We start from the raw sequence: 21,280 nt of genomic DNA, 5'->3' as shown, positions 1-21,280 counted from the left end.
TAGCATTTTATAATGGTATCATACTGAAAATCGAGCGTCAAGCGTTTTTTGCTCGAATAATAAAGTAACCTTTTTTCTTTTCCACAACATCAACTTCATCAAAAATCGTTTTTAACTTTTCCAAAGCGGATGGGGCACCTTGTTTCTTTTGAATGACAACCCATAGTTGACCACCAGAAAGCAAGTAGTTCGCACTTTGCTCGAAAATGGAATAAACGACTGCTTTTCCTGCACGAATCGGCGGGTTTGTCACAATTGCAGCAAACTTCCCTTCTACTCGATCAAATAAGTTGCTTATGTAAATCTCAGCATTTTCAATGTCATTTTGCTGTTTGTTTTTCTTAGCCAACTCAATCGCTCGCTCATTTACATCGATCATATGTACCATTCGATGAGGAAAATCTTTCGCTAGCGCCAAACCGATTGGCTCGTATCCACAACCAACATCAAGAATATTTCCACTCACATTTGGTTCCACGAATGTTTCAATTAGTAGTCGGGAACCGAAATCGACTTCTTTTTTTGAAAACACACCTTGATCAACGGTAAATAAAAACTGATGACCTCGTAACATATACGCCCATTGAAACGGCTTACTTTCTACCACAGGTCGCTCCGTATAGTAGTGATCACCCATCACCCTCACCTCTCTTTCCTTTATTGTAAACGAATGTACATGAAAACACAAAGAAGCTCGCCGTTTTGAGCGAGCTTCTTTACTTTATTACTTAATTTCAACTTTCGCGCCAGCTTCTTCAAGTTTCGCTTTGATTTCTTCAGCCTCTTCTTTAGAAACGCCTTCTTTAACTGGCTTTGGAGTGTTGTCTACTAAGTCTTTTGCTTCTTTTAAGCCAAGACCAGTAAGTTCGCGTACAACTTTGATAACTTTGATTTTTTGCGCGCCGCCATCTGCAAGGATAACGTCGAATTCAGTTTTTTCTTCAGCAGCAGCACCAGCAGCAGCACCACCAGCAACTACTACAGGAGCAGCAGCAGTTACACCAAATTCTTCTTCGATTGCTTTTACTAAGTCGTTTAATTCTAAAACAGTCATATTTTTAACCGCTTCAATGATTTGTTCTTTAGTCATGATCGATCTTCCTCCTTAATATTTTAGTTTTAGGCAATTTGAAAATTAAGCGCCCTGTTCTTCTTTCTTCTCAGCAACCGCTTTTGTAACAAGCGCAAAGTTGCGGATTGGTGCTTGAAGAACGCTAAGCAACATAGAGAGCAAGCCTTCGCGAGATGGGAGCTCTGCAAGCGCCTTAACTTCTTCAAGTGTCGCTACGTTACCTTCGATGATACCTGCTTTAATTTTTAACGCTTCGTTCTTTTTCGCGAATTCGTTTAAAATTTTTGCAGGAGCAACGACATCATCATTGCTGAATGCAATCGCATTCGGACCTGTTAATGTTTCATCTAAACCTTCTAATCCTAACTCAGCAACAGCACGACGAGTTAATGTATTTTTGTACACTTTGAACTCGATGCCCGCTTCGCGAAGTTGCTTACGAAGCTCTGTAACTTGAGCGACATTTAAACCACGATAATCAACGATGATCGTTGATTTGCTCGCGCGAAGCTTTTCAGCAATCTCCGCTACTAGCTGCTGCTTTTGTTCAAGTACGCTGCTCATGTCAACACCTCCTGTAGAAGTTGAGTTTCGACACCACTTATACCGTTCAATAAAAAACCTCCATGTCAACGCAGACATGGAGGCCCCCGAAAAGTGCAAGATGCACTTATTTATGAGTCTCAACACCTCGGTAGGAAATTAAGCCTATATGAGGCACCTACTGTCTACGGTACAAATGATATTCGTTTTTCAAACAATGAATAGTATACTAAAGCGTTTCTAAAAAGTCAATATCTATAATTAGTTAGCAACAGCAACTGTAGAAGGATCTACTTTCACGCCAGGTCCCATTGTTGAAGCGACTGTTACGTTTTTCACGTATGTGCCCTTCGCCGCTGCTGGCTTCACTTTTAAGATTGTCTCATAGATTGTTGCGAAGTTTTCTACCAATTTTTCAGTATCAAATGATACTTTACCGATCGGCACGTGGATGTTTCCTGCTTTGTCAACGCGGTATTCTACTTTACCAGCTTTAATTTCATTAACCGCTTTCGCCACGTCAAATGTAACTGTTCCTGTTTTAGGGTTTGGCATTAAACCTTTTGGTCCTAAAATACGACCGATTTTACCTACCTCACCCATCATATCAGGAGTTGCAACGATCACATCGAACTCAAACCAACCTTGTTGAATTTTGTTGATGTAATCTGTATCACCTACATAATCTGCACCTGCTGCTTCTGCTTCTTTCGCTTTTTCACCTTTTGCAAGCACTAATACGCGGCGTACTTTACCTGTACCGTGTGGTAATACAACCGCACCGCGAATTTGTTGGTCCGCTTTCTTCGGATCAACTCCTAAACGGAAAGCAACCTCTACTGTTGCATCAAATTTTGCAACGTTTGTCTTTTTCACTAATTCGATCGCTTCTTTTACATCGTATGCTTTTGAGCGATCAATCAACTTCGCTGCCTCTAAGTAACGTTTTCCTCTTTTTGGCATGTTCATTTCCTCCTTTTGTGGTTTTAACGGAAAGACCTCCCACGAATAAAGGTTGCGAAAACTATATAGTTCGCTTCCGCAACCTTCTCCAGCCAGATCTTCATTAGTCTTCGATGACGATACCCATGCTGCGCGCTGTTCCTTCGATCATGCGCATAGCTGCTTCAATGCTCGCCGCGTTTAAGTCTGGCATTTTTGTTTCAGCAATCTCGCGCACTTTGTCGCGCTTTACTGTTGCCACTTTATTACGGTTTGGCTCACCAGAACCAGACTCGATACCAGCCGCTTTTTTAAGTAATACAGCAGCAGGTGGAGTTTTCGTAATAAATGTAAATGAACGGTCTTCATATACCGTAATTTCAACAGGAATAATTAAACCTGCTTGATCAGCTGTACGAGCGTTGAATTCTTTACAGAATCCCATGATGTTAACACCAGCTTGACCTAATGCTGGACCGACTGGTGGTGCTGGATTCGCTTTCCCTGCAGGAATTTGCAATTTGACAACTTTAATTACTTTTTTAGCCACGAGACACACCTCCTTAAGTCCGTGATGTGGTATTAGGGATGTTCCCTCCCACTCGATATATAAAAACAATCATCGCATTCGTCTCAATGATTGAGACATACTGACCTTAAAATATTATCACTTTTCTTGCTCATTTGCAAGTTGTTTACTATTATATTTTTTCAATTTGCGAAAAGTCAAGCTCTACTGGTGTTTCACGCCCGAACATGTCAACGAGCACAGTTACTTTTTGCTTATCCATTTCGATTTCTTGGATCGTTCCGACAAAATTCGCAAACGGGCCTTCTTTAATGCGAACTGCTTCATTTAATTCGAAATCAAAGTCTAACTCGATTAAATCAAAGCCCATCCGTTTTAAAATCGCGGAAACTTCTTCTTCAAGAAGCGGCGTCGGTTTAGATCCGGCACCAGCTGAACCAACGAACCCTGTTACCCCTGGAGTATTACGAACGACATACCAAGAATCGTCTGTCATAATCATTTCAACAAGGACGTAACCTGGAAAAACTTTCTTTTTGACAACTTTCTTTTTGCCACCTTTTGTGTCTGTTTCTTCCTCCTCAGGCACAACGACGCGAAAAATTTTATCTTGCATGCCCATCGACTCAACACGTTTTTCTAAGTTTGTTTTTACCTTGTTTTCATAACCCGAATACGTATGAATAACATACCAATTCTTTTCCATTTGATGGGACGATATCGTCCTTCCCTCCCTAAACAAATCTTTTTTAGGCAAAATAAAAACCCGTCACCGGGCTTTATTTCTTGTTTGTTATCTTTCATTATACCATGGATATACGACCACTATTCAAGTATAAGACGAACTAACTCTGAAATTCCTAAATCAACAACAGCAAAAAACACAGTAAAAAACGCCACCGTCGCCAGAACGGTAATTGTATAGTTCACTAGTTCTTTTCGTTTTGGCCAGCTGACTTTCTTCATCTCGCGAACAACTTCGCGGGAAAACTTCGTTACTCGTTGCATAGAAAACCCTCCAACATCCCGGGATCATCAACTACTTCGTTTCGCGGTGAATCGTATGCGTATGGCATGTTTTACAAAACTTTTTCATCTCTAGCCGCTCATCGTGATGAGCTATATTTTTCATCGTTGTATAGTTTCGGCTTAAACATTGACTACACGCTAAAATCACTTTTTTGCGCATACGTTTTCCTCCGATACACTGCGTCTTAAAAACTGTATCATACAATATTTTTTTATGTCAATATTATAAACGAATTCCTTGAATTTCTACATACTTTTCTAGTTTGCGTTTCACGCGTTGCAAGGCATTGTCAATCGATTTGACATGACGATTGAGTTCTTCCGAAATTTCTTGATATGATCGACCTTCTAAATAAAGGAGAAGCACTTTTCTTTCTAAATCGCTAAGTAGTTCGGTCATCTTTTCTTCAATGTGATTGAACTCTTCTCTATTAATAATTAGTTCTTCGGGATTTGTTATTTTCGTTCCCGAAAGAACGTCCATCAATGTACGGGCAGAATCATCTTCGTAAATTGGCTTGTCCAATGAAACGTAACAATTGAGAGGAATGTGTTTTTGGCGCGTAGCCATCTTAATAGCTGTAATCATTTGGCGAGTAATGCATAACTCTGCAAACGCCTTAAATGAAGATTGCTTATCTTCCTTAAAATCTCGGATTGCTTTATATAGACCTATCATTCCTTCTTGCACAATATCTTCGCGATCTGCACCGACTAAAAAATATGAACGTGCTTTCGCTCGGACAAAATTTTTATACTTATGAATTAAATAATCAAGCGCCTCACTATCACCTTGATGTACGAGTTCTACAATCATTTCATCTCCTAGTTGTTCGTAACGGCTTTGTTGTTTTTCGTTTGCATTTGCGCTCACGCCGACTCCCCCCGCCCTGCACATGGATAAAAGTATTATACAGTACATTTTTTTACAGGGTCAATCGTTCATTTTTCCCCTCTTCGCCATTTTTCGAAAATTTTTGCGACTTCGTCTGTGAGAGGAATTTTTGACATCGGTTTTTTTTGTTGAATGTGCTTGACGTTCGTTGAAATATTTCGCTGCACCGCATCTACTTCAATGAGTAGCTCCCGAGCTGATTTACGCAACGCCCCTTGACCAAAAATCGCCCATTGTTCCGTATAGTCTGACGTAGCGACGTATACTTTTGTCCGAACTTGCTGGAGCGATTTCGCTAATTTCTCGATATGCTCATCAGCCGTTTCGTTTTCCTTTGTGAAAATGACCTCTACTTGATGATCGACATATTTTTTTGTTGTTCCTTGTACGAGGTGTGCGTCGAAAACAATAATGACTTTACAACCGGTAAATGCTTGATATTCCGCCATTTTCTCGACAAGTCGGTCGCGCGCTAACGATAAATCTGTATCGCGCAACTCGCGCAGTTCTGGCCAGGCACCGATGATGTTGTAGCCATCAACGATTAAAATATCCATTTTACTCACCTAATGGATGTCGCTTTCGGTACACCTCATACATTAACAAGCTCGCCGCAACCGAGGCATTTAACGATGTGACATGTCCTATCATCGGCAAACGAACGAGCACATCGCATTTATCTCGTAATAAACGGCTTATTCCTTTCCCTTCACTACCGATAATTAAGGCTAACGGAATGACTCCATCAAGTTGACGATAATCTTGAGTTCCTTTTGCATCCGTTCCAAAAATCCAAACGCCCCGCTCTTTCAATTCATCAACCGTCCGCGCTAAGTTCGTTACACGCGCAACAGGCACATATTCAATCGCACCGGTTGACGCTTTCGCTACCGTTGCGGTTAAACCGACCGAACGCCGTTTCGGAATAATAATACCATGGGCACCTACCGCATCAGCTGTTCGCATAATCGATCCTAAATTGTGTGGGTCTTCAAGCTCATCCAAAATAATAAAAAACGGTGCTTCTTCTCTTTCTTCTGCCTTTTTAAATAAATCATCTATGTCATAGTATCGGTATGCAGCAACTTGCGCAATGACCCCTTGATGATTGCCGTCACTTAATTGATCCATCTTTTTTTTAGGAACATATTGTACCGTAATACCCATCTCTTTTGCGAGCTGAATGATCGATTGCATTTGACCACGTTGTGAGCCTTCAGCAATCCATATTTTATTCATTTCTCGTCCAGATTTTAATGCTTCTAACACCGGGTTTTTACCAATAATGAGATCCATCATTACTTCCTCCTTTCCTCATCGTTTTGATGTACATGTAACGCCAACTGCATTAATTGATGAAGTCGTTCTTCATTTCCGCTCAAAAAATGGTAACCGATTAATGCTTCGAGCCCTGTACTTTGACGGTACGTTTGTACATCTGTATTTTTCGGGATACTCCCTGATTTTGCATTACGACCTCTTCGAACAATAGCCATTTCTTGCTCAGAAAGTTGGTTATGATTGAGCAACCATTGTAATACTTTCGCCTGCGCCTTCGCACAAACGTACGTTTTTGCTAAATTGTGTAAATCGTTTGGTTTTACTTTTCCTAAGGTCAGAAGGTGATGCCGTACGAATAATTCGTATACGGCATCACCAATGTAGGCTAACGTTAAACCGTTTAACTGCTGAAAATCTCTCATTTTGTTAAACAAATGCAACATCGTTTTATCCTCTTCTCCATCTCGTCCCTTGTGGTGTATCTTCTAAAATAATGTTTTTTGCCTTCAATTCATCGCGAATGCGGTCGGCTAATGCAAAGTCGCGATTTTTCCGTGCTTCAATGCGTTGTTGGATAAGCGCTTCAATTTCTTCATCAAGCAACTCATCTTGTTGCAGTGAAAGGCCAAGCACATCAGAGAGCTGTTCGAATTGTCGTAAAAACTTCTGAATAACCGCTTGCGACGTATGCTTCTCCATCAAATATACATTCGCTTGTTTTGCTAGTTCAAACAGCACAGCGATCCCGTTCGCTGTATTAAAATCATCATCCATTTCGCGAATAAACTCGTTTCTTAATTCCTCAATTTTTGCTAGCCATTGTTCATCGTTTGTCGTTAAATTCGTGCTACTTTCTAAACGGTGTTTTAAGTTCGCATATGCAGTCTTTAAGCGCTCCAACCCGCTTCTTGCACTTTCAAGCAACGGTTGGCTATAGTTGATCGGATGGCGATAATGAACCGAAAGCATAAAGAAACGTAGCACTTGCGGATCAACTTGCTTAATAATATCGTGCACTAAAATAAAGTTCCCAAGCGATTTTGACATTTTTTCATTATCGATATTAATGTAGCCGTTATGCAACCAATATTTCGCAAAAGGCTTTCCTGTTAACGCCTCAGATTGGGCAATTTCATTTTCGTGGTGCGGGAACGTTAAATCTTGTCCCCCAGCATGAATATCAATCGTATCCCCTAAATATTTACGTGCCATCGCGGAGCATTCGATATGCCAGCCCGGACGACCTTTCCCCCATGGACTATCCCAATAAATTTCTCCTTCTTTTGCCGCTTTCCATAAAGCAAAATCAAGAGGGTCTTCTTTTTTCTCTCCGACTTCAATACGAGCACCTGATTTTAATTCGTCGACCGATTGGTGAGATAATTTTCCGTAGTCAGAGAAACGACGCGTTCGATAATATACGTCACCGTCCACTTCATACGCATACCCTTTTTCGATCAGTTGTTCAATAAATTGAATAATTGTATCAATGTTTTCGGTGACACGCGGATGGACGTCCGCTTTTTTGCAACCGAGTGCTGTAATATCTTCAAAGTACGCCTCAATAAACCGTTCTGCAATGGTCGGTACATCTTCACCTAATTCCCTTGCTGCTCGAATCAATTTATCGTCTACATCCGTGAAATTCGAGACGTATTGCACTTCATAGCCACGAAATTGTAAGTAGCGGCGAATCGTATCGAATACGATAGCTGGGCGAGCGTTTCCAATATGAATGTAGTTGTATACTGTTGGACCACATACGTACATTTTCACTTTATTTGGCTCTAACGGGATAAACGGTTCTTTTTTTCTCGTCAACGTATTATACACTTGAATGCTCATGGTTCACCGTTCCTTTCTTTAGTTCTTCTAATTGTGTTTTTAGTTGCTCGATTTCTGCTTCTAACTCTTTAAAACGATCTGCAATCGGATCCGGTAAATCACAATGATTTAAATCTTTATTCACACGCACGCCATTTTGCACAACGACGCGACCTGGAATTCCAACGACTGTTGAGTTCGGTGGCACATCTTTCAACACGACCGATCCGGCTCCAATTTTACTGTTTTCTCCAATAGTAATGGAACCAAGCACTTTGGCGCCAGTCGCAATCAAACAATTATCTTTAATGGTCGGATGACGCTTTCCTTTTTCTTTCCCTGTTCCTCCAAGTGTGACGCCTTGATACACTGTCACGTTATCACCAATTTCGCACGTTTCTCCAATGACAACTCCCATACCATGATCGATGAAAAAGCGCCGACCGATCTTTGCGCCGGGATGAATTTCAATACCCGTAAAAAAGCGACTAATTTGCGAAATGAGGCGCGCTAAAAAATAAAATTTTCGCTTATAAAGCGCGTGGGCAATACGATGTGCCCAAATGGCATGTAAACCTGAGTACGTCAAAATAACCTCTAAATAACTTCTTGCTGCCGGATCTTGTTCAAAAATAACTTCAATATCTTCTTTTAATGTTTTAAACATATTGCTCCCCCCTTTGTTATTTTTCAAATAAAAAACGTCCCTGTGTACAATGACACAGAGACGCTTGGTTGCGCGGTTCCACTCTGTTTAGCCGAAGGCTCACTCTTGCCCTTATAACGGAAGGGAATCCGCTCCATTCTACTGCAGAACGTCTCTGGTTCGAAAGGAGGCTCCGAGGTGCATTTCAAAAGAATCAAACATAAACCACTTCCAGCCAAGGTGGTTCTCTCTGACATGCTGATTCTTTTTACTTCTCCTCATCAACGCTTTCACCAATATAGGTTACACGTATTTTATTATATAAACGAGGAAATGTTAACGGATGAATTTTACTAATCGAGACAATACCGCTTCTTTTCCGAGCAAACGAATCACCTCTGGAAGTTCGGGACCGTGCGTTTGCCCTGTTACCGCCACACGAATCGGCATGAATAAGTTTTTCCCTTTTTGCCCCGTTTCTTTTTGTACCGCTTTAATGGCTGCTTTAATGTGGTCACTATCAAACGTTGCAAGCTGTTCCATTTGCTCGTAAAATGCTTTTAGTACATTCGGCACTTGTTCGCCAGCTAAAACAGCCTTTGCCTCTTCATCATACTCGATTTCTTGTTTAAAGAACAACTCTGATAGCTCAACAATTTCAGCGCCGTAGCTCATTTGCTCTTGATATAGTGCGATTAAATCACGAGCCCACTGTTTTTGTTCATCAGTCATTTGTTCCGGCAAGCGCCCTGCGCGAATTAAATGAGGAAGCGATAGTTCCACTAACCGATCTAAATCAAGCTTTTTAATATATTGATTGTTCATCCATGTCAGCTTTTGTTTATCAAACATCGATGGCGATTTTGATAAACGGGACACATCAAACATGCGAATAAGCTCTTCTTTCGTGAAAATTTCTTCTTCTCCCTCTGGTGACCAACCTAATAGCGCAAAAAAGTTAAACATCGCTTCTGGTAAATATCCGAGTTCTTTATATTGAGAAACGAATTGAATAATTGACTCATCGCGCTTTGATAATTTTTTGCGATTTTCATTTACAATTAATGTTAAATGCGCGTATTTTGGTGGCTTCCAACCGAAATATTCATACACCATTAACTGTTTCGGTGTGTTTGATAAATGTTCTTCACCGCGAAATACATGTGTAATTTTCATTAAATGATCGTCAATGACGACAGCGAAGTTGTACGTCGGGATGCCATTGGCCTTTACGATGACCCAATCGCCAATATCTTTCGATTCAAATGATACACGACCGCGCACCATATCTTCAAATTCATATACTTTTCCTTCCGGCACTTTTAAACGAATCGTATACGGTTTTCCTTCAGATTCAAGCTGTTGAACTTGCTCTGGCGTTAAATGACGGCATTTGCCACTATATTGCGGTGCCGCAATGCCCGCCGCTTTTTGTGCCTCACGCTCTTGCTCTAGCTCCTCAGGCGTACAAAAACATTTATACGCATAGCCTTTTTCTAGCAATTCGTTTGTATATTGGCGATAAATATGCAGACGCTCCGTTTGACGATAAGGACCATATCCTCCGTCTTTGTCTACAGATTCATCGTATTCAATACCGAGCCATTTCAAGTTTTCAAGCTGTGATTGTTCGCCACCTTCTACATTCCGCTCAATATCTGTATCTTCAATGCGAACGATAAATTTCCCATGATGGTGACGAGCAAACAAATAGTTAAACAACGCTGTGCGTGCACCACCAATATGTAAATGACCCGTCGGACTTGGCGCGTAGCGCACCCTTACTTCCTGTGTCATGTCATGACCTCCATCTACCTAATTTCTGTACCTCATTGTACCGTAAACCGCATACAAAATCCATCATTCATTAATTTTTTGTAACAAAACAACAGCTTGTGCGGCAATTCCTTCCTCTCTCCCTATGAAGCCAAGTTTTTCTGTTGTCGTCGCCTTGACGTTAACTTGAGAAATATCCCCTTCTAACAATTCAGCAATCCGTTTTTGCATATTTGGAATATGTGGTGCCATTTTTGGTTTTTGTGCAATAATCGTACAGTCAACGTTAACAAGCGTATACCCGTGTTGACGAACAAGTTTCCATACGTGTTGTAAAAGTAGCGCAGAGTCAACGTCTTTATATGCTTCATCTGTATCAGGGAAATGTTTTCCGATATCCCCTTCACCAATGGCTCCTAAACAAGCATCAGCAATCGCATGTAACAACACGTCCGCATCAGAATGTCCGAGCAATCCTTTCTCATACGGAATGTTGATTCCACCAATGATAAGCGGACGCCCTTCAGCAAACTGATGAACATCAAACCCTTGTCCAATTCGATACATCATCGATCCCCTCTCGCACGTAAAATCGCTTCCGCAAATAATAAATCTTCCGGTGTCGTTAGTTTGATGTTTGTATACTCACCTTCGACAATGGCGACACGATGACCCATCCGCTCAACAAGACTGGCATCATCTGTTCCGATAAATCGCTCTTTTTTTGCCCGCTCATGAGCATTAAGAATTAATGACATGGAAAAAGCTTGTGGCGTTTGTACGGCCCACAAGCTCGATCGATCGACCGTTTTTTGAATGTGGCCATCGATCACTTGTTTCATCGTATCTTTCACAGGAACAGCTAGCACAGCTGCTCCCGTCTCCTTTGTTGCATGCACAAGTTCGTGAATTTTCTTGATTGTTACAAACGGGCGAGCACCGTCGTGAATGAGCACAATGTGACCATCGTTGACCGCTTTTAGTCCGTTATAGACGCTCTGCTGTCTTTCTTCCCCTCCTGAAACAAGAGCATTCACTTTTTTTATTTCAAAACAACGAAGCATACGAACAAATTGGTCACGTTCTTGATCGTTAATAACTAACACAACACCTTGACAAAAATCATCTCTTTCAAATACACGTAACGTATGAATAATAACCGGTATCCCTTCAAGCTCAATAAACTGTTTGTTTATTCCTGCATTCATTCGTTTTCCTTGACCAGCTGCCGGTATAACGACATGGTAATTCATTCTCCTATCTCCTAACAGCTTATAATGCTTTTTCAAGTAGCTTTAGTTTAGCAAAAATCATTCTTCCAGCCGAAGTTTGTAACACGCTCGTTACAAGCACATCGACGCGTTTCCCAATGTACTCTTTTCCGTCCTCTACAACGATCATCGTTCCATCATCTAAATAGGCAACGCCTTGATTTTGTTCTTTTCCGTCTTTAATGACGTGAACATTCAATTCTTCCCCCGGAAGAACGATCGGTTTTACCGCGTTCGCTAAGTCGTTAATATTTAATACGGGAACATTTTGTAGTTCGCATACTTTATTTAAATTAAAGTCATTTGTCACAACAACCCCTGATGTCAATTGAGCCAATTTGACGAGCTTGCTGTCAACTTCCTGGATTCCTTCAAAGTCGCCTTCGTATATTTCAACGTTAATGGCTAACTCTTTTTGGATACGGTTTAAAATATCAAGCCCTCTCCGTCCACGATTTCTTTTTAGTGCATCCGAAGAATCAGCAATATGTTGCAATTCTTCTAGGACAAAACGCGGTATAACGATCGTCCCTTCCAAAAAGCCCGTCTGGCAAATATCCGCAATACGCCCGTCAATAATGACACTCGTATCTAAAATTTTTAGCGATTTTCCTTTTTTCTCCTCTTCTTCGCCACCTTTTTTCTTGCCACTTCGGTTTGACAACGAAAATAAGCCCATTAACTCATCGCGCTTTTTAAATCCGACCTGAAATCCTAAATACCCTAACAATAGCGTAAGAAAAATAGGCAATATCGTATTAACAAGCGGAATTTGAATAGAGTTTAATGGAATAACGACTAAAAAGGCTACAATCAAGCCGAAAATCAAACCGAGACTTCCAAATAATAAATCAGTTACAGGTGCTTTGACTAACGTTTCTTCCATCCAATGAATAAGTCCAACCACATGATCGACTAACCAGAACGTGAGAAGGAATACGATGATCGCACCAACTGGAGCCGCTACATATGGGCTATTGACATAAGGAAGATCGTTTAAATGTAACATTTTCAACAAAGTAGGAAAGAAAATAATTCCTAACATTCCCCCAGTAATTAAAAAAGATGCTTGCACAATTCGTTTTAACACGTTTTTCACCTCCTCTATTACATTATAAACAGTTTCCAATGTTTGAAACCAATCTGAACATCATTTTTAATCATTTTTTAATGGTTTTGTTAAAATATTGGACCATTTTTCCCTTCCCCTAATGCGTAGTATAGCGCCTCTTCGACATTAGCTATTCCGATGATTTCAACACCTTTTGGAATGTTCCACCCACCGATGTTGCTTTTCGGAATAATGATGCGCTGAAAGCCAAGTTTAGCAGCTTCTTGTACACGCTGTTCAATGCGGGAGACACGACGCACTTCCCCTGTTAATCCAACTTCCCCGATTACAACGTCCGTATGATTTGTCGGTTGATCTCGAAAGCTAGATGCAATGCTTACCGCAATCGCTAAGTCAATCGCAGGTTCATCTAACTTTATGCCACCAGCCACCTTTAAATATGCATCTTGGTTTTGAAGAAGCAGACCAACTCTTTTTTCAAGCACAGCCATTAGTAAAGATACGCGATTATGGTCTATTCCTGTCGCCATTCGACGTGGCGTTCCAAAGCTAGTTGGCGATACTAATGCTTGAATTTCCACTAATACCGGTCTTGTTCCCTCCATGGAAGCGACGACCGTTGAGCCAGCTGCACCTTTCGAACGCTCTTCTAAAAAAATTTCCGACGGGTTTTTGACTTCAGTAAGCCCCATTTCTTTCATTTCGAAAATACCGATTTCGTTTGTGGAACCGAATCGATTTTTCACTGCCCGTAAAATGCGATACGTATGATGACGCTCTCCCTCAAAATATAATACAGTATCAACCATATGTTCTAAAATGCGCGGTCCTGCAAGCGCTCCTTCTTTTGTAACATGCCCAACTATAAAAATCGCAATACCTTTTGTTTTAGCTAGTCTCATTAACTCTGCCGTACATTCACGAACTTGTGAAACGCTCCCTGGGGCCGATGTAATTTCTGATCGATATATCGTTTGGATGGAATCAATAACGACAAACGCTGGCTTCATCTCGTCAACCGTTTGGATAATATGTTCTAAGTTTGTTTCAGATAAAACGTATAAATGTTTAGCTGTCACATGCAACCGTTCAGCACGCAACTTCGTTTGTTTTACCGATTCTTCCCCCGAAATATATAAAACGGAGTAGTCATCGCTTGCAAGTTGAGCGCAAATTTGTAGCAACAACGTCGATTTTCCAATACCCGGATCCCCCCCAATCAAAACGAGAGAACCACGAACAATGCCGCCTCCTAACACGCGGTTAAATTCTGTAAACTTCGTATCAATTCTCGGCTCCTGCGTTGTTTCCACCGTTGTAATCGATACAGGTTTAGTTGTTCCACCTTCTGTATGCACAAATAATGCTCGGGTGTGTGGTTTTACTATTTCTGTTTCTTCAACCATCGCATTCCACGAATGGCACCCCGGACATTTCCCCATCCATTTCGCCGTTTCATATCCACAATGTTGGCAAACGAACTTTGTTTTCCGCTTAACCATAACGCCATTCCTTTCATGATGAAAAACAAGGTATGCGTGTAAGCATACCTTGTTTTCGTTATTTTACTGTCTCTTTTGTCAACACAACAAACTGTCCGTCCTTTACATCCATGACAACTTTTTGTCCGCTGCCGATTGTTCCTTTTAACAGTTCTTCAGATAAACGGTCTTCAACATGTTTTTGAATCGCGCGACGCAATGGACGTGCACCATATTCTAAATCGTAACCTTCTTCTGCTAATTTTTCAATTGCGGCATCGGTTAACTCTAAATCGATTTGTTGTTCTTGTAGGCGTTTTTTCAATTGCTCAACCATTAATGAAACAATTTCTTTCAAATGTTTCTTCTCAAGCGAATGGAACACAATAATTTCATCAATTCGGTTTAAAAATTCCGGACGAAACGCCTTTTTCAATTCGTCCATCACTTTCCCTTTCATATCTTTGTACTGTTGACTCTCGTCTTGCACATTGAAGCCAACGTATTTATTTCTCTTCAGCGCATCCGCACCAACGTTTGATGTCATAATAATGATCGTATTTCGGAAATCAACTGTCCGTCCTTTCGAATCCGTTAAACGCCCATCTTCTAATACTTGTAGTAAAATGTTAAATACGTCTGGATGAGCCTTTTCAATCTCATCTAATAAGATGACAGAATACGGCTTGCGACGAACTTTTTCCGTTAATTGTCCACCTTCTTCGTAGCCAACATATCCCGGAGGTGAACCGACAAGACGTGATGTCGAATGTTTCTCCATATATTCAGACATGTCAATTCGAATCATTGCATCTTCATCACCAAACATCGCTTCTGCAAGCGCACGGGCTAATTCTGTTTTTCCGACACCCGTCGGACCGAGGAAAATAAACGAACCGATTGGGCGTTTTGGATCTTTTAAGCCTGCACGGGCGCGACGAACTGCTTTTGCAACTGCTTTGACAGCTTCTTCTTGTCCGATCACACGGGAATGTAAAATTTCTTCTAGTTTTAACAACCGTTCTGTTTCTGTTTGAGCTAATTTGGAAACTGGGATTCCCGTCCAGCTAGATACGACAGCTGCGATGTCCTCTACAGTTACTTCGGAGTTTTCTTGACCTTGTTTCTCTTTCCATGCTCGTTTCGTTTCTTCAAGTTGTTCGCGCAATTTTTGTTCTGCATCTCGTAATGATGCCGCTTTTTCAAACTCCTGGCTTTGTACCGCTGCATCTTTTTCTTTACGAATTTCCTCAAGTTTTTGTTCAAGCTCTTTTAAATTTGGTGGTGTCGTAAACGAACGTAAACGCACTTTCGAGCAAGCTTCGTCAATTAAGTCAATTGCTTTATCTGGTAAAAATCGATCTGAAATGTAGCGATCTGAAAGCTTCACAGCTTGCTCAATTGCCTCATCTGAAATCGAAACGCGATGGTGAGCCTCATAACGATCTCGCAACCCTTTTAAAATTTGGATCGATTCTTCAACTGTCGGCTCACCAACATGAATTGGTTGAAAACGTCTTTCTAACGCCGCATCTTTTTCAATATATTTGCGATATTCATCCAATGTTGTTGCGCCAATACATTGCAACTCTCCACGTGCAAGAGACGGTTTTAAAATATTTGATGCATCAATAGCCCCCTCTGCGCCACCAGCTCCAATGAGCGTATGCAATTCGTCAATAAACAAAATGATATTTCCTGCTTGACGAATTTCATCCATCACTTTTTTCAAACGATCTTCAAATTCTCCACGATATTTTGTACCTGCCACGACCGTTCCCATGTCAAGCGTCATGACACGCTTATCACGAAGCGTCTCTGGCACCTCGTTATTGACGATTTGTTGAGCTAGTCCTTCAGCAATAGCCGTTTTTCCTACACCTGGCTCTCCGATTAAAACAGGGTTATTTTTCGTTCTACGACTTAACACTTCAATGACGCGTTGAATTTCTTTACTTCTTCCAATGACGGGGTCTAAACCGCCTTCACGAGCGATCGCTGTTAAATCGCGGGCTAAACTATCTAATGTTGGGGTATTGGCATGCGTTGTTCCCCCATGATTTCCTGAAGCAGACTCGTTGCTTCCTAATAATTGAAGTACTTGTTGGCGAGCTTTATTTAAGCTTACCCCTAAATTATTTAAAACGCGAGCCGCTACACCTTCTCCTTCTCGAATAAGACCAAGCAAAATATGCTCTGTACCAACGTAAGAGTGCCCAAGTTTTCTAGCTTCATCCATTGACAATTCAATTACTTTTTTGGCACGAGGCGTGTAATGAATCGTTTGTCCTACTTCGTTTCCACGTCCAATGAGCGATTCAACTTCTTTTTGAATTTTATCTGGCCCTAATCCGAGCGCCATAAGCGCTTTTGCTGCAATTCCTTCCCCTTCTCGAATAAGACCGAGCAAAATGTGCTCTGTTCCGATATTGTTATGTCCTAACCGAACCGCTTCCTCTTGCGCTAATGCTAACACCTTTTGTGCTCGTTCTGTAAAACGTCCGAACATCATTTTCATCAACCTCCTTTAATTCACTTCCATTGGTGTAATCGTTCACGAATGAGCGATGCACGACGAACATCACGTTCTTGCGGGCGTAATGCACCACCAGCATATTTTTGTAAAAAGCCGGGCTGCGTCAAAATCATTAGCTCCGTTAAAATTGTTTTTGGTACGTTCGTAATATATCCGAGATCGATGCCTAGTCGTACATCAGATAAACATTGGGCAGCCTCTTTTGAACCAATGATCCGGCTGTTCGTTAGCACACCGTAAGAACGATATACCTTATCTTCTAATTGTATGTTAGAAGTTTTGACTAATGCCTCACGCGACATTCGTTCTTGTTCAATTAGTTGACGAACAACTCCTGTTAAATCTTCAACAATATCCTCTTCACTTTTTCCAAGTGTAATTTGATTAGAAATTTGGAAAATGTTCCCCAACGCCTCACTACCTTCTCCATACGTGCCGCGAACAACTAGACCGAGCTGGTTGATCGCAGGAATCAATTGATTCATTTGTTGTGTTAACACAAGACCCGGTAAATGCATCATTACAGATGCTCGCAAACCTGTGCCGACATTCGTTGGACAGCTCGTCAAATAACCGTACTTTTCGTCGAAAGCGTAGTCAATATGTTGTTCAATCCAATCATCCAAAGCATTTGCCATTTTCAATGCTTCTTTCAGCTGAAAACCAGCAAATAAACATTGGATACGAATATGATCTTCCTCGTTGATCATAATACTTGCTTCTTCTTGTTCGGATAATAAACATGCACCAAACGTACAATCTTCAGCTAAATGAGGGCTAATTAAATGTTTTTCAACTAATACACGTTTTTCAATAGATTGTAATTCATTCATTTTTAATAAGAAAAAAGAACCGATACGATCGAAACTTTTTTGTGAAAATAATCGTTCAAACAACTGAACAATTTGCATTGCTTCCTCATTTGTAAATACCGTTGGGAACGGATATTTTCTCATATTTCTCGCTAAACGAATACGGCTACTAAGTACAATATCAGAATCTGGCCCCTCTTCATTCATCCATGGACTGAGAGCGCGTTGGAAAAACAAATGTTCATTCATATAATTAGGCGCCCCCTTCCGCATGTAATTTTGCTTCAAGTTCCCGAATTTGATCACGCACTTCAGCAGCTTTCTCAAATTGTTCTTTAGCAATAAGCTCCTGTAACATTTGTTTCAACTGCCCGATTTGCTTACGGACGTACAACGTACCTCCTACTCGCTTCGGAATTTTCCCCTCATGCGCTACATGTCCTCCATGTAACTTTCGAAAAATAGGTGGTAAATGGCTACGAAACGTTTCATAACAACTCGCACAACCAAAACGACCGACTTTAACGAATTGGGTGTATGTCATTTTACAACGCTCACATTGTAATATATGTTCATTGTGAAAAGAGGGAGCTTTTGGCTCTTTTAGTGATGCATCCATATTATTTAATAGTCCTGCAATTAAATTATTGATTGAAAAAGCTCCTTGATGCGGAAACATAAACATTTCGCCTTTTTCATGAGCGCATTGCTCACAAAGATGAAATTCTGTCTTCTCCCCATTAACAATTTTAGTGAAATGAAGCGTTGCTGGTCGTTGATTACACTCTTGACATATCAAAGTATTCACCCTCTCTACATATACTTTAACGATGTCAGCATCGCTTTTAATATGCGCGCACGCAACTCGTCACGATGAGGAAGGTCAAGAGATAAAACCGTGCGATCAATGATGCTTAACATCATATTCGCTTCTCGTTTTGAAATTACCTTTTCATCTAATAAGCGTTGAATAATATGTTCTCCATTTGTTTGACTAATTCTTTCTTGTACAAGTGACAATAAATGATCAATAAGCTGAGAAGTATTTTGATTTTTCACTTTCATTATGCGAATATAGCCGCCGCCACCTCGTTTACTCTCAACAATGTATCCTCTTTCTAACGTAAAGCGTGTGTTAATGACATAATTTATTTGCGAAGGAACACACTGAAACTTGTCTGCAATTTCGCTTCGTTTAATCTCAACGATATCTTTTCCGCTCATATTTAATACTTGTTTTAAATATTGCTCAATGACATCAGAGATATTCCTCACATAATCCCTCCTCTGCCAGTTGACTTTGACTATATTTGACTTTAATTTTAATATATACGGATTTCTTCAAAAATGCAAGGATTCCCTTCTTTTTCTTATATATTTTACCCATTGCATTCACGATATAAAACAAAAAGACCAAGACAAAATTTGTCTTGGTCTTTCCTTGCCCGGCAACGTCCTACTCTCGCAGGCGGTGTCCCGCCAACTACCATCGGCGCTGGAGAGCTTAACTTCCGTGTTCGGGATGGGAACGGGTGTGACCTCTCCGCCATCGTCACCGAGCAATATATTGAAGGATAATTCCTTCAAAACTAGATAACAGAACAGTCGCCTTCGCTTTTCGTGATGTCTAGCTTCGAACTAACATCCTCCTACGCCTTTCGCTTTTTCCGTTCGACGTGCACGCACGTCTTCGTCAAAAGCTCTCGGCTCCGTCGGACGTTTCCTTGGCTTCGCCAAGGACCGTTCTACGCTTTTCGTGTGTGTTTAGTTAAGTCCTCGATCGATTAGTATCCGTCAGCTGCACGTGTCGCCACGCTTCCACCTCGGACCTATCTACCTTGTCATCTTCAAGGGATCTTACTCGCTTGACGCGATGGGAAATCTCATCTTGAGGGGGGCTTCACGCTTAGATGCTTTCAGCGCTTATCCCTTCCGCACATAGCTACCCAGCTGTGCCCCTGGCGGGACAACTGGTACACCAGCGGTGCGTCCATCCCGGTCCTCTCGTACTAAGGACAGCTCCTCTCAAATTTCCTACGCCCGCGACGGATAGGGACCGAACTGTCTCACGACGTTCTGAACCCAGCTCGCGTACCGCTTTAATGGGCGAACAGCCCAACCCTTGGGACCGACTACAGCCCCAGGATGCGATGAGCCGACATCGAGGTGCCAAACCTCCCCGTCGATGTGGACTCTTGGGGGAGATAAGCCTGTTATCCCCGGGGTAGCTTTTATCCGTTGAGCGATGGCCCTTCCATTCGGAACCACCGGATCACTAAGCCCGACTTTCGTCCCTGCTCGACTTGTAGGTCTCGCAGTCAAGCTCCCTTCTGCCTTTACACTCTTCGAATGATTTCCAACCATTCTGAGGGAACCTTTGGGCGCCTCCGTTACGCTTTGGGAGGCGACCGCCCCAGTCAAACTGCCCACCTGACACTGTCTCCCACCCCGATCAGGGGTGCGGGTTAGAATCTCAGTACGACAAGGGTGGTATCCCAACGGCGACTCCACCTAGACTGGCGTCCAGGCTTCTCAGTCTCCCACCTATGCTGTACATGTCGCACCAACATTCAATATCAGGCTGCAGTAAAGCTCCACGGGGTCTTTCCGTCCTGTCGCGGGTAACCTGCATCTTCACAGGTACTATGATTTCACCGGGTCTCTCGTTGAGACAGTGCCCAAGTCGTTACACCTTTCGTGCGGGTCGGAACTTACCCGACAAGGAATTTCGCTACCTTAGGACCGTTATAGTTACGGCCGCCGTTTACTGGGGCTTCGGTTCGCACCTTCGCTTGCGCTAAGCGCTCCCCTTAACCTTCCAGCACCGGGCAGGTGTCAGCCCCTATACTTCGCCTTACGGCTTCGCAGAGACCTGTGTTTTTGATAAACAGTCGCTTGGGCCTTTTCACTGCGGCTCCCCTGGGCTATTCACCCGAGGGAGCACCCCTTCTCCCGAAGTTACGGGGTCATTTTGCCGAGTTCCTTAACGAGAGTTCTCCCGCGCACCTTAGGATTCTCTCCTCGCCTACCTGTGTCGGTTTGCGGTACGGGCACCTCTCACCTCGCTAGAGGCTTTTCTTGGCAGTGTGGAATCAGGCACTTCGGTACTTTATTTCCCTCGCCATCACAGCTCAGCCTACTCAAGCGGATTTGCCTACTTGAGGCGCCTAACTGCTTGGACGCGCACAACCAGTCGCGCGCTGACCCTATCCTCCTGCGTCCCCCCATTGCTCAAACGGTGAGGAGGTGGTACAGGAATATCAACCTGTTGTCCATCGCCTACGCCTTTCGGCCTCGGCTTAGGTCCCGACTAACCCTGAGCGGACGAGCCTTCCTCAGGAAACCTTAGGCTTTCGGTGCAGAGGATTCTCACCTCTGTTTTCGCTACTCACACCGGCATTCTCACTTCTAAGCGCTCCACTAGTCCTTCCGGTCTAGCTTCGACGCCCTTAGAACGCTCCCCTACCGACGACGTAAGTCGTCCCACAGCTTCGGTGGTACGTTTAGCCCCGGTACATTTTCGGCGCAGAGTCACTCGACCAGTGAGCTATTACGCACTCTTTAAATGGTG

23 protein-coding genes, 2 rRNA genes and 2 other annotated features (1 of these 27 running past the window's edge) are annotated in these 21,280 nt (G+C 42.2%); all 25 genes read right to left on the bottom strand.

Annotation, left to right across the window (positions count from 1 at the left end; all coding sequences use genetic code 11):
* Nucleotides 1-37: 37 nt before the first annotated feature.
* Nucleotides 38-637 (bottom strand): class I SAM-dependent methyltransferase, encoded by a 600-nt coding sequence (locus NSQ23_RS00615; protein ID WP_339172250.1) that lies wholly within the window; start codon nt 635-637, stop codon nt 38-40.
* A gap of 87 nt (nt 638-724) precedes the next feature.
* On the bottom strand, nt 725-1,090 hold the full coding sequence (rplL, locus tag NSQ23_RS00610) for a 50S ribosomal protein L7/L12 (RefSeq protein ID WP_003397647.1): 366 nt from the start codon (nt 1,088-1,090) through the stop codon (nt 725-727).
* Nucleotides 1,091-1,135: 45 nt separating this feature from the next.
* Complete coding sequence (gene rplJ, locus NSQ23_RS00605) at nt 1,136-1,636, bottom strand: 50S ribosomal protein L10 (RefSeq protein WP_004888648.1); 501 nt, start codon at nt 1,634-1,636, stop codon at nt 1,136-1,138.
* A gap of 42 nt (nt 1,637-1,678) precedes the next feature.
* Nucleotides 1,679-1,824 (bottom strand) — a sequence feature (ribosomal protein L10 leader region).
* A 52-nt stretch (nt 1,825-1,876) separates the two neighbouring features.
* On the bottom strand, nt 1,877-2,578 hold the full coding sequence (gene rplA, locus NSQ23_RS00600; RefSeq protein ID WP_339172246.1) for a 50S ribosomal protein L1: 702 nt from the start codon (nt 2,576-2,578) through the stop codon (nt 1,877-1,879).
* A gap of 103 nt (nt 2,579-2,681) precedes the next feature.
* Nucleotides 2,682-3,107, bottom strand: a complete 426-nt coding sequence (gene rplK, locus NSQ23_RS00595) for a 50S ribosomal protein L11 (protein ID WP_003397643.1) — start codon at nt 3,105-3,107, stop codon at nt 2,682-2,684.
* A 151-nt stretch (nt 3,108-3,258) separates the two neighbouring features.
* Complete coding sequence (gene nusG / locus NSQ23_RS00590) at nt 3,259-3,792, bottom strand: transcription termination/antitermination protein NusG (RefSeq protein WP_339172242.1); 534 nt, start codon at nt 3,790-3,792, stop codon at nt 3,259-3,261.
* A gap of 119 nt (nt 3,793-3,911) precedes the next feature.
* The gene (secE, locus tag NSQ23_RS00585; RefSeq protein ID WP_339172240.1) at nt 3,912-4,094 is read right to left on the bottom strand and encodes a preprotein translocase subunit SecE; all 183 of its coding nucleotides are present in this window, start codon (nt 4,092-4,094) and stop codon (nt 3,912-3,914) included.
* Nucleotides 4,095-4,125: 31 nt separating this feature from the next.
* On the bottom strand, nt 4,126-4,275 hold the full coding sequence (gene rpmG / locus NSQ23_RS00580) for a 50S ribosomal protein L33 (RefSeq protein ID WP_077429984.1): 150 nt from the start codon (nt 4,273-4,275) through the stop codon (nt 4,126-4,128).
* A 63-nt stretch (nt 4,276-4,338) separates the two neighbouring features.
* Nucleotides 4,339-4,989, bottom strand: a complete 651-nt coding sequence (gene sigH, locus NSQ23_RS00575) for an RNA polymerase sporulation sigma factor SigH (protein WP_339172237.1) — start codon at nt 4,987-4,989, stop codon at nt 4,339-4,341.
* 68 nt (nt 4,990-5,057) lie between these two features.
* Nucleotides 5,058-5,567, bottom strand: a complete 510-nt coding sequence (locus tag NSQ23_RS00570) for an NYN domain-containing protein (protein ID WP_004888634.1) — start codon at nt 5,565-5,567, stop codon at nt 5,058-5,060.
* A 1-nt stretch (nt 5,568) separates the two neighbouring features.
* Complete coding sequence (gene rlmB, locus NSQ23_RS00565; protein WP_004888633.1) at nt 5,569-6,306, bottom strand: 23S rRNA (guanosine(2251)-2'-O)-methyltransferase RlmB; 738 nt, start codon at nt 6,304-6,306, stop codon at nt 5,569-5,571.
* Nucleotides 6,307-6,308: 2 nt separating this feature from the next.
* Nucleotides 6,309-6,734, bottom strand: a complete 426-nt coding sequence (locus NSQ23_RS00560; protein WP_339172232.1) for a Mini-ribonuclease 3 — start codon at nt 6,732-6,734, stop codon at nt 6,309-6,311.
* 4 nt (nt 6,735-6,738) lie between these two features.
* Entirely contained in the window at nt 6,739-8,136 is a 1,398-nt protein-coding gene (gene cysS, locus NSQ23_RS00555; RefSeq protein WP_339172230.1) for a cysteine--tRNA ligase, read from the bottom strand.
* Nucleotides 8,117-8,782, bottom strand: coding sequence for a serine O-acetyltransferase (gene cysE, locus NSQ23_RS00550; RefSeq protein ID WP_009361476.1), 666 nt, complete (start codon nt 8,780-8,782; stop codon nt 8,117-8,119). The genes cysS and cysE overlap by 20 nt, the downstream gene beginning before the upstream one ends.
* Before the next feature lie 53 nt (nt 8,783-8,835).
* Nucleotides 8,836-9,055: a binding site (T-box leader), on the bottom strand.
* Nucleotides 9,056-9,097: 42 nt separating this feature from the next.
* Entirely contained in the window at nt 9,098-10,558 is a 1,461-nt protein-coding gene (gene gltX, locus NSQ23_RS00545) for a glutamate--tRNA ligase (protein WP_339172226.1), read from the bottom strand.
* Between the two features lie 63 nt (nt 10,559-10,621).
* Nucleotides 10,622-11,104: a 2-C-methyl-D-erythritol 2,4-cyclodiphosphate synthase gene (gene ispF, locus NSQ23_RS00540; protein WP_339172224.1), complete on the bottom strand. Its 483-nt coding sequence runs from the start codon at nt 11,102-11,104 to the stop codon at nt 10,622-10,624.
* Nucleotides 11,104-11,790: a 2-C-methyl-D-erythritol 4-phosphate cytidylyltransferase gene (gene ispD / locus NSQ23_RS00535; RefSeq protein ID WP_339172222.1), complete on the bottom strand. Its 687-nt coding sequence runs from the start codon at nt 11,788-11,790 to the stop codon at nt 11,104-11,106. The genes ispF and ispD overlap by 1 nt, the downstream gene beginning before the upstream one ends.
* Nucleotides 11,791-11,809: 19 nt before the next feature.
* A complete protein-coding gene (locus tag NSQ23_RS00530) occupies nt 11,810-12,898 on the bottom strand; it encodes a PIN/TRAM domain-containing protein (protein ID WP_339172220.1) in 1,089 nt (362 codons plus the stop codon).
* 89 nt (nt 12,899-12,987) lie between these two features.
* Nucleotides 12,988-14,382 carry a DNA repair protein RadA gene (gene radA, locus NSQ23_RS00525; protein ID WP_004888620.1) on the bottom strand — a complete coding sequence of 465 codons (1,395 nt, stop codon included), beginning with the start codon at nt 14,380-14,382 and terminating at the stop codon, nt 12,988-12,990.
* A gap of 58 nt (nt 14,383-14,440) precedes the next feature.
* Entirely contained in the window at nt 14,441-16,873 is a 2,433-nt protein-coding gene (clpC, locus tag NSQ23_RS00520; RefSeq protein WP_192948626.1) for an ATP-dependent protease ATP-binding subunit ClpC, read from the bottom strand.
* 20 nt (nt 16,874-16,893) lie between these two features.
* A complete protein-coding gene (locus tag NSQ23_RS00515) occupies nt 16,894-17,958 on the bottom strand; it encodes a protein arginine kinase (protein ID WP_004888618.1) in 1,065 nt (354 codons plus the stop codon).
* Nucleotides 17,959-17,962: 4 nt separating this feature from the next.
* Nucleotides 17,963-18,508, bottom strand: a complete 546-nt coding sequence (locus NSQ23_RS00510) for a UvrB/UvrC motif-containing protein (RefSeq protein WP_192948625.1) — start codon at nt 18,506-18,508, stop codon at nt 17,963-17,965.
* Between the two features lie 14 nt (nt 18,509-18,522).
* Nucleotides 18,523-18,984: a CtsR family transcriptional regulator gene (locus NSQ23_RS00505; RefSeq protein ID WP_004888615.1), complete on the bottom strand. Its 462-nt coding sequence runs from the start codon at nt 18,982-18,984 to the stop codon at nt 18,523-18,525.
* Between the two features lie 168 nt (nt 18,985-19,152).
* A 5S ribosomal RNA gene (gene rrf / locus NSQ23_RS00500) occupies nt 19,153-19,269 on the bottom strand.
* Between the two features lie 204 nt (nt 19,270-19,473).
* Nucleotides 19,474-21,280, bottom strand: a 23S ribosomal RNA gene (locus NSQ23_RS00495) (it continues 1,119 nt past the right edge of the window).

It is taken from the genome of Anoxybacillus sp. FSL W8-1294 (assembly GCF_037965005.1).
Lineage (GTDB): Bacteria > Bacillota > Bacilli > Bacillales > Anoxybacillaceae > Anoxybacillus > Anoxybacillus flavithermus_G.
Note: the sequence above shows the minus strand (reverse complement) of the source record. Positions and strands in the feature narration are given on the sequence as shown.

Bases quoted from the DNA above. Each gene is read 5' to 3' on its own strand.
- ispF (WP_339172224.1), bottom strand. From the start codon at position 11,104: ATGTATCGAATTGGACAAGGGTTTGATGTTCATCAGTTTGCTGAAGGG.
- rplL (WP_003397647.1), bottom strand. From the start codon at position 1,090: ATGACTAAAGAACAAATCATTGAAGCGGTTAAAAATATGACTGTTTTA.
- nusG (WP_339172242.1), bottom strand. From the start codon at position 3,792: ATGGAAAAGAATTGGTATGTTATTCATACGTATTCGGGTTATGAAAAC.
- NSQ23_RS00570 (WP_004888634.1), bottom strand. From the start codon at position 5,567: ATGGATATTTTAATCGTTGATGGCTACAACATCATCGGTGCCTGGCCA.
- radA (WP_004888620.1), bottom strand. From the start codon at position 14,382: ATGGTTAAGCGGAAAACAAAGTTCGTTTGCCAACATTGTGGATATGAA.
- cysE (WP_009361476.1), bottom strand. From the start codon at position 8,782: ATGTTTAAAACATTAAAAGAAGATATTGAAGTTATTTTTGAACAAGAT.
- secE (WP_339172240.1), bottom strand. From the start codon at position 4,094: ATGCAACGAGTAACGAAGTTTTCCCGCGAAGTTGTTCGCGAGATGAAG.
- rpmG (WP_077429984.1), bottom strand. From the start codon at position 4,275: ATGCGCAAAAAAGTGATTTTAGCGTGTAGTCAATGTTTAAGCCGAAAC.
- rlmB (WP_004888633.1), bottom strand. From the start codon at position 6,306: ATGGATCTCATTATTGGTAAAAACCCGGTGTTAGAAGCATTAAAATCT.
- NSQ23_RS00515 (WP_004888618.1), bottom strand. From the start codon at position 17,958: ATGAATGAACATTTGTTTTTCCAACGCGCTCTCAGTCCATGGATGAAT.
- ispD (WP_339172222.1), bottom strand. From the start codon at position 11,790: ATGAATTACCATGTCGTTATACCGGCAGCTGGTCAAGGAAAACGAATG.
- cysS (WP_339172230.1), bottom strand. From the start codon at position 8,136: ATGAGCATTCAAGTGTATAATACGTTGACGAGAAAAAAAGAACCGTTT.
- clpC (WP_192948626.1), bottom strand. From the start codon at position 16,873: ATGATGTTCGGACGTTTTACAGAACGAGCACAAAAGGTGTTAGCATTA.
- NSQ23_RS00615 (WP_339172250.1), bottom strand. From the start codon at position 637: ATGGGTGATCACTACTATACGGAGCGACCTGTGGTAGAAAGTAAGCCG.
- rplA (WP_339172246.1), bottom strand. From the start codon at position 2,578: ATGCCAAAAAGAGGAAAACGTTACTTAGAGGCAGCGAAGTTGATTGAT.
- NSQ23_RS00560 (WP_339172232.1), bottom strand. From the start codon at position 6,734: ATGTTGCATTTGTTTAACAAAATGAGAGATTTTCAGCAGTTAAACGGT.
- rplJ (WP_004888648.1), bottom strand. From the start codon at position 1,636: ATGAGCAGCGTACTTGAACAAAAGCAGCAGCTAGTAGCGGAGATTGCT.
- gltX (WP_339172226.1), bottom strand. From the start codon at position 10,558: ATGACACAGGAAGTAAGGGTGCGCTACGCGCCAAGTCCGACGGGTCAT.